Origin of the sequence: Bacillus sp. JJ864, from assembly GCF_036963045.1 — a bacterium.
Classification (GTDB): Bacteria; Bacillota; Bacilli; order Bacillales; family Bacillaceae_G; genus Bacillus_A; species Bacillus_A pseudomycoides_C.
In genome coordinates this window covers 3,111-16,311 of the sequence record NZ_JBALLY010000126.1, presented here as the reverse complement: position 1 = coordinate 16,311, position 13,201 = coordinate 3,111, and the positions used below count along the sequence as shown (strand labels likewise).

Genomic DNA, 13,201 nt, shown 5'->3' with positions numbered 1-13,201 from the left:
ATCCTCCTGACTTTAATCTCTCAGCAAACTTAAACCTTCTCATAATCTCAGCATGTTTAAGCTTGATATAACTAGAACTATACTTTAGTTCTTCAGCAATTCTTTCTAACTTCATACCATCAATGTATTTCATCTTAAGTATTTTATTTTCCAATCCTTTAAACTTCCCAATTGTATCAATGAGTTTATTTATTTGTTCTTGTTTAGCAACGAGCTTCCTTTTTACATGTTCAATACGGTTTTCTATTTCCACGCTATCTTCTGGATCAGCAGTTAATTTATATTTAAATACCTCTCCACTATTCCAGCGTTTTAATTCAGCTTTTGTTTTTTCTAATTTGTATTCTAAATAAGCAATCTCTTCTTCTAACCTTTGATAATCTTTTAGGCAAACCAATTATGTATCACCTACTTAGGTTTACTCTTTTGTAATAATCTCTTTACCAGCCAGCTTCATCTTCTTCAGGACATAGCCTGTATAAATATAAGGACTATCTTCGTTTGTACAATGAGAAACCCTATGTCCTTCACTTGTACCATGATGATGGAATTTGGAACAGTAACTACACCATGTACTCAGATTTCCTACTGCGTCTCTTTCTATTGCTAATACGATTGGGGATTTTTTAGTTGTCATTTCTACCATCCTTATTCATTTGATTAGTACCAAGAGTTCTAGACAGTTCCATCGCATTTCTTATTTAGCACTTCCGCAAAAACACTGTCATATCAACATATTCTCCGCTTTAGTTCTTAAAGTTCCAAAAGTACCAAGTTTTTTCGAAGTACATATATATAGGATTTATAGAAAAAGTTTTATTTATTTTTTCTATACAATATATATTTATTTTCTTAGTACTCTTGGTACTTTTAGTACTATTCATATTAAATACTTGCTATATCAATGTTTTTAGGAGTACCAAATCTATAAAATGAACTTTATTTTCTTAGTACTCTTGGTACTCCTTAGTTATTAGGTGGATTTTCCTCAAAATCAAAACCTAATTGTTGGACAATCTCTTTATTTATAGTCACAGCATTGATTTTCCGCCCTTTATGACTAATTTTTTGATAATCAACTGCTTTTCCATCTAAAACATTAGGAACGGTAAATCCCCTTTTCAACCACTCTTTTCTAGTCCTTTTTTCTTCTGGTCCTAGAAACTCTTTTAAAAAAGATGGCGTTAAACAAATAGAACTAAACTTATAAATTGCTTTGATATTTTTGGGAGCATAGTCATAATAAATACCATCCCTATTACTATCCAAGTAAGTTAAAATTTCATTCAATAATTCTTTTGGTTTATCTATTGCCTTATTTTCTTGAGCAATTTCATCAAAGAGCTTGTCTAGTTGCTCAAGATCTACACTAACCTTGAAAAATTCTTTTAGAAGTCTACCTGCATAATGGACTGTTGCGTAATAAAGGGATAATCTTGTTAAAACCTCATTTCCCTGTGCTTTATTCATATAAAAATCTTTAAATTTATAAAAAGATGGGAGCAACTCTTTCTTACGTACTTGGTACTGTTTTAAAAACTCTAAACCAATTGCCCCATAATTTGTTTCTAATCCCTTATATAAATCAGCGAAAAATATATAATCTACACCTTCAAATGGGCTATCATTTAAACTCACAATTCGAGCGGCGGCTCCCCCAGCTTTAGATGCATATTCATTTAGACTTACTTCTCCAGTAGTTAACATGATATTTTTCCATGTATTTTCTCTTTGCGAACCACTAAGAGAACCCCTACCTTTAGACTTTCCCCCACTAAAGTTATAAACAATAGATTGAAGTAATCTTTCATCTGCTTTACGACTATCATCCATTAACAACGGAAAACTGTTTAAAAAGGCCGCTTTACGTTCAATACTGACTTTAGTTGCGTTAAATTCATTAACAAGTTCACTCGTTCCCCATACGCTAGCTGCAACTTTTAATACACTTGTTTTCCCTTTTGAGGTTCCGCTAGAAAGGTCCACAATGAAAGGATCTATTTTTAAATCATGAAGCAGTACACTAGCAAAGGATGCTAGTACAAAAAATAATGCTCTCGGATGAGCTTTAATACGATTAAATACTTCATCTATCCATCCTTGGACTGTCCCAGCTACTTGGAATGATTCAAAAAGTTGCTGCTCTCCTTGATCGTTAGGAAGTATTTCATAATCTGTAGCTAGTAATGGATGGGCCAAACCACTTTTAACATAACCTAGACGATCTACCATAAGCCCTCTATCAATCTCAGTAAACGCTAAAACCTTATCAAAGTAATCTATTAACTGCTTTATATTGTTATCATTTGAAGGAAATCCTTTATCTGCTAATGGCATCATTTCTTTTTTAGTGGCCAATGCTCCAGCTGGCACAATCTCGTTAATGACCTTTCCTCTATCATTCCAAGTTAACTCATAATAAAATTGTTGACGTTCAACGTTATGTAGCTCTCTTTTAAGAATTGGAACATGCCTAGCAACCATGATTTCTCGTTCATCTACTTCTCCATTTTTGATCTTAGTTTCCACTCTATATAAAGCATTATTTTTAACTTTGTAAGGAGATGGAATATTTACAGGAATGATAGAATCCGCTTGTTTTTTCTCATTATTGTTTGTTATTCCCTCATCCGCTTTTCCTTCATTGACCTTCTTATAGGCCGAATTAACAACCTTTGTAATATCCTTAATAAGAAACCCTTTTTTGAAGGAAACAAAGTATTTGTGAGCCAATTTAAGACTGGACAATACTTCCTTTTTGCTCACCTTACAAATTAATAACCTTCTGGCTAAATCATAAAAATCCCCATCACGTGAACCGTTAGTTTCATATGGATAACTCATAGGTGAAGGTGTTTTCGCACCATTCCATGCTTTATATAAGAACTGTGGAAGCTCGTCCAACTTTTCTAGACTTTGAGTTACAACATGACGCCCTTCTGTATTTTCGGTCGGGAATACGATATAACCCTTTTCCACTGCACGTGTATCTTGTGTTAACCCTAAACGATTAACATAATTCTGATACTGACCTTCTTTTTTCGTTAAATCCGTTTCGCCTTTGAATATAAACTGCCAGCCATTAGGAGTTTTAATTAAATGATGATGAATGTTTTCTCCTTCAAGTAATTCTCTTAGTAACTGACCTTCTTTAGAATCGTCAATGTCGACAATGAAAATACCTTTTGGAACAACACACCCTATCCAGCCACCTTGACCAAGCCATCCATCAATTTGATCGTTATCTAATGAATGCGTGACTTTCCAAGAACCTACTGGTGTTTTTGCTTTTTGATACTCTTGATTGCCCTTTGCATATCCAGTAAGCTTAATAATTTTCGCTCCAGGCATTATGTTGTTAATTGTTTCTGTATAATTCGCTGCTGTAGATAACAACTTCTCACCTCCCTTGTCACAAGACGAACTCAATGTTAAAATATAAGTAGATAAATAATTGTTCTTGAGGATATATGAATTCGTAGTTCATATATCTTTTTTTATTGCCTTTTTTCATTACTTCGCTTCACAACCTTATTGAATAGCTCTTCTTTCAGTTCTGATGTTTTTTCGAAATCTTTGTTTAACCCACTAGTTGTGTAATTGATTAATTGCCAATACACTCTTAATTTCCTGTGGAATTCATGGAAGTAGAAATTCTCATTACCTTCACTTACAACCCTATCCATATCTTCCATCAACCTTGCCATAAGGATTTCTACATCTTCTAAAATAGAAACTTTAGCGCCGATTGAACCAATTTCTTCATCTAACTCGTAGACAATTTCTCTTAAATTACTTTTTTCATAAGAAGCCTCTTTGAAATCCAATGAATTATTTTTTGTTCTTAAACCTGCAACTGTTGATTGTTCACTGACTGTTAACTGATCCATATTTTCTCTCTCCTTACTTACTATTCATTTCACGTAGTCTCTTTTTTCTTTCTAAATCAGCATTAAATAGTAATACTGGGTTCTTTCTCAGTTCTGCACTTATTTTTATGACCTCTGATGCCTTCATCAACCTCGTTACTGTGAAGACTCCATTCATATATTTCACCTCACTCTTTTTCAATTAAAGTTACCACCAAGGGTATGAATAATGTTCACAACCTTACATTTATGTTCGGTCTGCTCGACCATCTGACCAACAAAAAGTGCTATTTAGTTTAAAGCAAGCTTTGATAAAGTTTTATATCGTTATTAGTAGCGTTCATATTGGAAGTCATATCATCCAAAAATGCATCCACTTCACTTTTCTTAAACAGATACTTTGTCCCAACTTTATAGTATGGTAATCCATTTTTGACTAACCGCTCTTCAATGGTCGGTTTGCTAATGTTTAGATACTCGGACAACTCTTTATAAGTTAAAAAGTATTTTTCCTTAGCTAATTCCTCGACTTTTTCATTTATAGCTTGTTCTAACATTGAATTAACTGTCTTTTCATCAATCTGAACATTTAACAATTTACTTACCTCCTCTTATTTTTTTGCCCGATCTCTCTTCAATTGCGAAAATATCATCAAAGTTTAATAGCAAGGTATCACAAATTTTTTTTGCAGTATCAGGTCTTGGTGATTGTTTCCCATTCGATATTTGAATGAAGGTTGCTTCTGACACACCGCTTTCACGTGCAAAAGCACGTTTAGAAAACCCTCTTTTTGCAATAATCCCATTAAATTCACTACGAGATTTTAATACAATCAACTTTTCCACCACCTTCATAAACAACATGACCAACAAAATGATTAGTGTATTGGTTATTTCGATTTACACATTCATCATAATGCTACAATAATTGGTTGTCAAGTCATTTTGATTAGTATGTTGGTTATTTTGATTAGTTATGGTATCATTAGGGTAAACTAATTCAAAAAAAGGAGTTTATTTTTATGGGACTAATTTATTGTAATTTAAGGGTATTAATGGCTGAACGAGGGCTTAACATTCAAAAGGTTAAAGATAAAACTACTTTATCTAGGACAACCATTTCTAACTTGTACAATAATTATGGATCGGGAATTCAATTTGATACCATGAGACAATTATGTGAATTACTAAAGTGCAAACCTGGCGACCTAATTTCTTACATTGATATAAAGCCAGAATTCGAAGTTATTACCGAAGAACCAAAAATATTCATGGATGAGTCTACTCATGTAGATGAAAATGGAAACGGATATCAGTTTATTTCACAAATCGACACAGAGCTAACACTACATTGCAAACTTTGGTACGAGGGAGAAAATCACGAATTTGATTTTCAAATAAAAGTACTGTATGGAATAAACGAAAAAAAACTTATCGATGGTTTACACATCGGGATTTCTCCAATTTTTGAATTTAAATTAGATCAACTCCAATTATCTGGGTATGTGGAATCCTATGTTTATAACAAATTAGATGATTTTCTAATCGAATGGGGTATTGAATACTTTGATGATGAAATTGAAGGAAATGACAGCTATTATATCGATCACTATGATTTACTAAAATAAAAAAGAGGGGAATCCAATGGCATACATCTATAAAAAGGGGAAAAAGTGGGCGTTTCGTGCATATATGGGAACAGACCCTGTAACAAGAAAGGAAATAAAAAAGAGTAAATCTGGTTTTTTGACTCAAAAGGACGCAAAACTTGCAGCCGCTTTATTCGAAAGACAATTTCATAATGGGGAATATATCGAACCATTAAAAATAACCTTCGAAACAATGTGTAAGGATTGGTTAAAGCATTATGAATCTCAAGGGGCGAAAGTAAGTAGCATAAGAGCAAGAAGGATTGCGCTAGATCGTGTTATTGATGATTTAGGACAAATACCTATTCAAAAAATCACTAAAAAAGCATACCAGGACACAATAGATAAGTTAGCAAATACTTTCAGTTCCAACTATATTTCAAGTATTCATTCATCTACTAACATGGTTTTTGTGTATGCTCAAGAAAATAAATTGATTAAGGAGATACCAACTAAAGGAATTAAACTACCTAAGAAAAGAAAAACTGTCTCTGATCTTGAACAAGGTAACGAAATTCATGAAAAGTTTCTTGAAAAAGAAGAATTAGAGGAATTTCTCACGATTACTAAAAATGATGGATTAGAAGGTGATTTATTAGCTTTCACTATGCTAGCGTATACTGGCTTACGAATAGGTGAAATGATTGCTTTAAAATGGTCTGATATTGATTTTAGCGAACATACACTAAGGGTTATAAAAACTTACTACAATCCAACAAACAACAAGTTAAAGTATACATTACTGACACCAAAAACAGAGGGTTCTATTCGTACAATAACAATAGACCCTCTTTTAGTTGCTATGCTCAAGCAACACAAACAACAACAAGAAAAAATAATAATAGATAACAAACCTTTTTATAAAGACAATGATTTTATTTTTTCAACTAATGAAGGTTATCCTAAGACAATTAAGCATTTATCAATCAGAATGCAACGATTACTTAAGAAAACATCTATACAAAAACAAGTAACACCTCATTCATTTAGACATACTCATACGTCTTTGTTAATCGAGGCAAATGTACACATAAAAGAGATACAAGAACGACTCGGACACTCCGATATTAATACAACAATGGACATATACGCACACATGACAAAGAACATAAAAAAAGAGGCCTCCAATAAGTTTGGTAACTTAATGAAAGACCTCTCTAAAAATCTTATCGGTTAATTTCGGTCACTTTTCCGGACACTTCATAAGGTGTAAAGGCTTATAACTGTTGATATAACAAGGTTTTTACACCTTTATTACATCATGCCGCCCATACCGCCCATGCCCATGCCGCCCATGTCAGGCATTGCAGGTGCATTTGGTTCTGGTTTGTCAGCAACAACTGCTTCAGTTGTTAAGAACATTGCTGCAACAGATGCTGCGTTTTGAAGAGCAGAACGAGTTACTTTCGTTGGATCTACAATACCAGACTCAAGCATGCTTACCCATTCACCTGTTGCTGCGTTGAAACCAACGCCAACTTTTTCGCCTTTTAAGCGCTCTACAACTACAGAGCCTTCTAAACCAGCGTTCACTGCGATTTGACGAACTGGCTCTTCTAACGCACGAAGTACGATGTTAATACCTGTTGCTTCGTCGCCTTCAGCTGCAAGACCAGCTACTTTAGTATATACGTTCATAAGCGCAGTACCACCACCAGCAACAATACCTTCTTCTACTGCTGCACGAGTTGAGTTAAGTGCATCTTCAATGCGAAGTTTGCGCTCTTTCAATTCCGTTTCAGTTGCCGCACCTACTTTAATTACAGCTACGCCACCTGCTAATTTAGCAAGACGCTCTTGTAATTTTTCACGATCGAATTCAGAAGTTGTTTCTTCTAATTGTGCACGAATTTGACCGATGCGAGCTTCGATTTGTTCTGTGTTTCCTATACCTTCAACAATTGTTGTATTTTCTTTTGTTACAACAACTTTGCTAGCGCGTCCTAAAGATGCGATAGTTGCAGATTTTAAATCACGGCCTAACTCTTCTGTAATCACTTCGCCACCAGTTAAGATTGCGATATCTTCTAACATCGCTTTACGACGATCACCGAAGCCAGGAGCTTTAACAGCTACTACATTGAACGTACCACGAAGTTTATTTACTACTAATGTAGCTAACGCTTCACCTTCTACGTCTTCAGAGATGATAAGAAGTGGTTTACCTTGTTGTACCACTTGCTCTAATACTGGTAAGATTTCTTGAATACTAGAAACCTTTTTATCTGTAATTAAGATAAATGGGTTATCAAGAACAGCTTCCATTTTATCAGAATCAGTAATCATGTAAGGAGAAGCATATCCACGGTCAAACTGCATACCTTCTACTACATCTAATTCTGTTGTGAATCCTTTAGATTCTTCTAATGTAATAACGCCGTCGTTACCAACGCGCTCCATTGCTTCTGCAATTAATTGTCCTACTTCTTCGTCAGCAGCAGAAATAGCAGCTACTTGTGCGATAGAAGATTTACCTTCGATTGGTTTAGAAATTGTTTTTAGTTCTTCAATTGCTGCTACAACAGCTTTTTCAATACCTTTACGAAGACCCATTGGGTTCGCACCAGCTGTTACGTTCTTTAAGCCTTCACGAATCATTGCTTGCGCTAATACAGTTGCAGTTGTCGTTCCATCACCAGCTACATCATTTGTTTTGCTAGCAACTTCTGCAACTAGTTTTGCACCCATATTTTCAAATGCATCTTCTAATTCGATTTCTTTTGCAATCGTTACACCGTCATTTGTAATAAGCGGAGAACCGAATTTTTTCTCAAGTACAACGTTGCGACCTTTTGGTCCAAGTGTAACTTTTACTGCGTTTGCAAGAGTGTCGACACCGCGAAGCATCGAACGACGTGCTTCTTCACTAAATTTAATATCTTTTGCCATAATATTTGACCCCCTTGAATTTTTAAAGATTTATATAATTAACCGATAATTGCTAAAATGTCGCTTTCACGTAAAATTAAGTATTCTGTACCTTCGTATTTCACTTCAGTACCTGCATATTTTGAGAAGATGATACGATCTCCTGTAGCTACATCTAAAGCAACACGCTCACCATTTTCAAGCACACGACCAGTACCAACTGCCACTACTTTACCTTCTTGTGGTTTTTCTTTTGCAGTGTCTGGTAGTACGATACCACTTGCTGTTTTTTCTTCTGCTTGAACAAGTTCAATAATAACGCGATCACCTAATGGCTTTAGCATGAACAACAACCTCCTCAATTTTTTATGTAAATTTTATGTTTATTAGCACTCTATCACTTCGAGTGCTAACACACTTATTATAATAAAGAATCTCATTTTCTTTTGCAAGTGAAAAAAACGTAATTTTTCGGAAAACTATTTCATCCCCTCTCCAGCTTGTTCAAAAGTGATTATGCTTTACTTGATAATTACATACGGGAAGATGTACTGATAGATTCCATCTTTTTTTCATCTTCTCCTATGTTACAATAAGAAAGATGCCATAAGTTGTTTTCTCTATGGATAGAGCATTTTCCTTTTTCTTTACAAAAAATTCAAAAAGGAGTTACAAAATTGAAGAGACAATATTGGTGGGTTATTGTTACATATATTTTGATGCAATTATCAGGTATAATTGGTGGATGGATTCTTTTAAAAAGCGGAGTATACAATAATGGCCATCGGACCTTCGAAGAAAAAGTTCAACTGGCAACGGCACATTGGGGACTGATTAGCTTCTTTATCGCTCTTATCATCATCCTCGTATTACTACGTAATGATACACAATCAGAAAAATGGAATCGCGGAAAAACAAATGTCCCTGCTACAATAGGGTGGATTATTTTAGGAGTTTTTCTTGCTTTATTTGCCCAAGTCATTGCCGGCACAATTGAAACACAAGTTTTTAAAATTAAAGCTGAATCTGAAAATACACAAAACATTATCGGAATTATAAAGGCTGCTCCATTATTTATGATTGTTTCATCCATATTCGCTCCCATTCTTGAGGAAATTGTATTTAGAAAAATTCTATTTGGAACACTATATAAACGATATAACTTCTTTATCGCAGCAATCGTAAGTTCGCTTATATTTGCTCTCATTCATTTTGACCCTACACATTTATTAGTGTATATTTCCATGGGGCTTGTTTTTTCATTTTTATACGTACAAACAAAACGAATCATTGTACCAATTATGGCTCATGTTATGATGAATACAAATGTTATGTTAATTACATTTGTACTTCGTCCCTATCTAGAAAAAGCTGAAAAACTGCAAGGATTCATCGGAGGATTTTAAACATGCGAAATTCACCATTTGTTATGGCAACTTTGTATTTTCTTCTAGGGTGTATTTTTACATACTTAGCAATTACAAGTGTGACAGATACAATTTGGAACTTCTACACAATACTACTTGCTGTAATGGCAACAGTTGATTTTAATTTGGCAATTCGCATTCTTTTTTCTAAACCGAAAAAAGATAGTAAGAAACAATAATAAAAACGCAGGACATTCCTGCGTTTTTATTGTGGATAATTTTTTAAAAAGTACACGAGCGTTTGTAACTCTACCGCTAAATCAATATGATGAATACGAATATGTTCTGATAAGTTTAACCTAGCAGGTGTAAAGTTTAAAACACCTTGTACGCTCGTATGCGATAAGCGATCTGCTACAGCTTGTGCAACAAAAGCAGGCACTGTTAATATTGCCACTTTTATATCATCTGATAGTCTCTCTTCCAATTCATCTAAATGATATACTGGAATCCCGCCGATTTCTTTTCCAACTTTCTCTTCATCAACGTCAAATGCCATCTCAATTTTTGTATTATTATTTTTCGTAAAATTGTAATGTAAGAAAGCTGTACCTAAATTACCTACCCCAATTAATGCTACGCGTGTTACATCGTCTTGATCAAGTGTTTCGCGGAAAAACGACAATAAATAATTTACATTATAGCCATATCCTTTTTTCCCTAATGCTCCAAAGTATGAAAAGTCTCGTCGAATTGTCGCTGAATCCACTTTCACTGCTTCACTTAATTCTGCAGATGATACGCGTTGCTTACCAGATAACGATAGGTTTTGGATAAATCGATAGTATAGAGGCAATCTTTTGGCAGTCGCCTGCGGAATTTTAGGCTGCTCCATGCAACCCCCTCCTCTCTTCCTATCTGTTCAAGTGATTAAAACATGTACGGAAGTTTAGCATTGCAAGTTTTCCTTGTATAATAGAGAGAGAATTTCTCTATTTATGTTCAACTATACACTATTTTTAGTATGATTGAGAAATATAATCATGGCAAAGTTAAGAAATTATTTGAGGTGAAAACATTGATTTTACTACAAGTGAATAACCTTTCCAAATTGTTCGCAGCTGAAGTGATTCTTTCAAACATTAAGTTAGAAGTACAGACGCGTGATCGCATTGCGCTTGTCGGGCGTAATGGCGCTGGAAAGTCTACATTATTAAAGATTATTGCCGGAGAACTATCTCATGACGGCGGCGAAATTATAAAACCGAAAGATGTATCTATCGGTTATTTAGCACAGCATACTGGTCTTGAAACATCGTTAACGATTTGGGATGAAATGCTAACAGTGTTTCTCCACTTAGAGCGCATGGAAAAAGAACTCCGCAGACTAGAACAAGAAATGGGAAAAGAAGAAAATTTCACAAATGAAACTATTTACGAAAAATTGTTAGCAGAGTATGATCGCCTACAATTAGATTATAAAAATAAAGGTGGCTATCAATACGAAGCTGATATTCGCTCTGTTTTAAGCGGACTTGGTTTTCCTCCCGAAACACACGAAACGACAATTTCCACATTAAGCGGTGGACAAAAAACTCGTTTAGCCCTTGGGAAGTTATTATTAACAAAACCAGATTTGCTTATTTTAGATGAGCCAACCAACCATTTAGATATCGATACATTAACGTGGCTCGAGCAATATTTACAAGGTTATCCTGGTGCTATTTTAATCGTTTCACACGATCGGTACTTTCTAGATAAACTTGTAACGCAAGTATATGAAATCTCTAATAAACAAAGTCGAAAGTACACAGGAAACTACAGTAAATACTTAGACCTTAAAGCGACACTATATGAACAAGAGATAAAACGTTACGAGAAGCAGCAAGAAGAGGTAACAAAATTACAAGACTTTATCCAAAAAAATATTGCTCGTGCTTCCACAACAAAACGGGCGCAAAGCCGCCGAAAACAATTAGATCGTATGGAACTTATGGAAAAACCAATCGGTGATACAAAATCTGCTTCTTTCCATTTTGATATCGATAAACAAAGCGGTAATGATGTATTACAAGTAAAAAATATTACAATTGGTTATAATAATGAGCCAATTATTCAAAACATTCATTTCCAATTAACGAGAGGCGATAGTGTTGCGCTTGTCGGTCCAAACGGAATCGGAAAATCCACTTTATTAAGATCTCTTGTGGATAAACTTCGTCCTTTAAACGGCACTTTTTCGTTTGGTTCTAACGTTTCTATCGGATATTATGACCAAGAACAGGCAAACTTAACATCATCAAAACGTGTATTAGATGAACTTTGGGATGATTATCCGCTGCAACCAGAAAAAGAAATTCGCACAGTACTTGGGAACTTTTTATTTTCTGGTGACGACGTTCTAAAACCCGTTTCTTCTTTAAGCGGCGGACAAAAAGCACGTTTAGCTCTTGCAAAACTTATGATGCAAAAATCAAATGTACTTATTTTGGACGAGCCGACCAACCATTTAGATTTAAGCAGCAAAGAAATTTTAGAAAATGCGCTCATTGATTTTCCAGGAACAATTTTATTTGTTTCCCATGACCGCTATTTCATTAATCGTATTGCCACAAAAGTTCTTGAGTTATCCACAGACGGAGCAGAGGAATACCTCGGTGATTACGATTATTATGTAGAAAAGAAAAATGAAATGCTCGAACGCGCCGAACTTGAAGAACAAGAAACAAATAAACCTGTACAAAAACAAGTGGCACAAGAAAAATTAAATTACATTGAAGAAAAAGAACGTAAAAAGCAAGAACGTCAACGTATGCGTAGAATTGAAGAACTAGAAGAAAATATTGCAACAATTGAAGAACAAATCATGGCATTAGAAGAACAACTTTGTCTTCCAGAAGTATACGCTGATTATGAAAGAGCCAGTGATATTACAGCAGAAAAACAAACACTTCAAGAACAATTGGAAGCATGCATGGAAGAGTGGGAAGAATTACAACTATGAAAAGGTCAGTGATTACACTGATCTTTTTCATTTATCCCACTTTAACGGGCAGTAAGACCCCTACTGATGGAAATTTCACATTATCCACAAAAATATTCACATATTTATCTTTGTATTTTCAAGACAAACAAAAGTTTTCCACATTATCCACAAGAATAATAATATTTATCCACAATTTATACTCACAAAAAAACCTACATTATCAACAGATAATATAGGTTTTATCCACATGTTGTGATTAATTCTGTGTATAAAATTACATCTTTTATCAAAAAGATTTCTCTATCCACACACTTTTATCCCGCATTAACAGGCAGTAAGACCCCCACTTCAAGATTCAGAGAGAAACTTTGTCCAGCTCTAGCGGCTAGAATCTCCGGTCGTTTCGCCCCCTCGGACGAGGCAAAAAGCGCCTCTCTGTCGCGGTCGCGGGCGTCCTGCGAT

General features: G+C 34.8%; 15 protein-coding genes. 5 read left to right on the top strand and 10 right to left on the bottom strand.

Features of this window, described 5'->3' with window-relative positions; translation table 11 throughout:
* The 7 genes from V7024_RS18310 to V7024_RS18280 form a co-directional block, all read right to left on the bottom strand.
* The coding region (locus V7024_RS18310) for a hypothetical protein (RefSeq protein ID WP_335522485.1) at positions 1–397 on the bottom strand (397 nt) is incomplete at its 3' end.
* Positions 398–418: 21 nt separating this feature from the next.
* Positions 419–637, bottom strand: a complete 219-nt coding sequence (locus tag V7024_RS18305; protein ID WP_335522483.1) for a hypothetical protein — start codon at positions 635–637, stop codon at positions 419–421.
* A gap of 329 nt (positions 638–966) precedes the next feature.
* Positions 967–3,396, bottom strand: a complete 2,430-nt coding sequence (locus V7024_RS18300; protein ID WP_335522481.1) for a DUF927 domain-containing protein — start codon at positions 3,394–3,396, stop codon at positions 967–969.
* Between the two features lie 101 nt (positions 3,397–3,497).
* The gene (locus V7024_RS18295) at positions 3,498–3,890 is read right to left on the bottom strand and encodes a hypothetical protein (protein WP_335522479.1); all 393 of its coding nucleotides are present in this window, start codon (positions 3,888–3,890) and stop codon (positions 3,498–3,500) included.
* A 13-nt stretch (positions 3,891–3,903) separates the two neighbouring features.
* Entirely contained in the window at positions 3,904–4,071 is a 168-nt protein-coding gene (locus V7024_RS18290) for a hypothetical protein (RefSeq protein WP_335522489.1), read from the bottom strand.
* A gap of 94 nt (positions 4,072–4,165) precedes the next feature.
* On the bottom strand, positions 4,166–4,465 hold the full coding sequence (locus V7024_RS18285) for a helix-turn-helix domain-containing protein (RefSeq protein WP_438824481.1): 300 nt from the start codon (positions 4,463–4,465) through the stop codon (positions 4,166–4,168).
* Between the two features lies 1 nt (position 4,466).
* Entirely contained in the window at positions 4,467–4,706 is a 240-nt protein-coding gene (locus tag V7024_RS18280; protein ID WP_335522477.1) for a helix-turn-helix transcriptional regulator, read from the bottom strand.
* 185 nt (positions 4,707–4,891) lie between these two features.
* Here V7024_RS18280 and V7024_RS18275 point away from each other — a divergent pair, with 185 nt between their 5' ends.
* Entirely contained in the window at positions 4,892–5,497 is a 606-nt protein-coding gene (locus V7024_RS18275; protein WP_335522475.1) for a helix-turn-helix domain-containing protein, read from the top strand.
* Positions 5,498–5,513: 16 nt separating this feature from the next.
* Positions 5,514–6,695, top strand: coding sequence for a tyrosine-type recombinase/integrase (locus tag V7024_RS18270; RefSeq protein ID WP_335522473.1), 1,182 nt, complete (start codon positions 5,514–5,516; stop codon positions 6,693–6,695).
* 77 nt (positions 6,696–6,772) lie between these two features.
* Here the strand turns inward: V7024_RS18270 and groL are convergent, their stop codons facing one another.
* Positions 6,773–8,407: a chaperonin GroEL gene (groL, locus tag V7024_RS18265; RefSeq protein ID WP_335522469.1), complete on the bottom strand. Its 1,635-nt coding sequence runs from the start codon at positions 8,405–8,407 to the stop codon at positions 6,773–6,775.
* A gap of 38 nt (positions 8,408–8,445) precedes the next feature.
* Complete coding sequence (gene groES / locus V7024_RS18260) at positions 8,446–8,730, bottom strand: co-chaperone GroES (protein WP_020063193.1); 285 nt, start codon at positions 8,728–8,730, stop codon at positions 8,446–8,448.
* Positions 8,731–9,063: 333 nt separating this feature from the next.
* On the opposite strand from groES, the gene V7024_RS18255 reads away from it, so the two are divergent.
* Together V7024_RS18255 and V7024_RS18250 are read left to right on the top strand one after the other, a co-directional pair.
* A complete protein-coding gene (locus V7024_RS18255) occupies positions 9,064–9,792 on the top strand; it encodes a CPBP family intramembrane glutamic endopeptidase (RefSeq protein ID WP_335522466.1) in 729 nt (242 codons plus the stop codon).
* Positions 9,793–9,794: 2 nt separating this feature from the next.
* Positions 9,795–9,992: a YdiK family protein gene (locus V7024_RS18250; protein ID WP_335522464.1), complete on the top strand. Its 198-nt coding sequence runs from the start codon at positions 9,795–9,797 to the stop codon at positions 9,990–9,992.
* 26 nt (positions 9,993–10,018) lie between these two features.
* On the opposite strand, the gene V7024_RS18245 is transcribed toward V7024_RS18250, so the two are convergent.
* Positions 10,019–10,648 carry a redox-sensing transcriptional repressor Rex gene (locus V7024_RS18245; protein WP_335522462.1) on the bottom strand — a complete coding sequence of 210 codons (630 nt, stop codon included), beginning with the start codon at positions 10,646–10,648 and terminating at the stop codon, positions 10,019–10,021.
* A 183-nt stretch (positions 10,649–10,831) separates the two neighbouring features.
* Here V7024_RS18245 and V7024_RS18240 point away from each other — a divergent pair, with 183 nt between their 5' ends.
* Positions 10,832–12,757 carry an ABC transporter ATP-binding protein gene (locus tag V7024_RS18240; RefSeq protein WP_335522460.1) on the top strand — a complete coding sequence of 642 codons (1,926 nt, stop codon included), beginning with the start codon at positions 10,832–10,834 and terminating at the stop codon, positions 12,755–12,757.
* Positions 12,758–13,201: the final 444 nt, after the last annotated feature.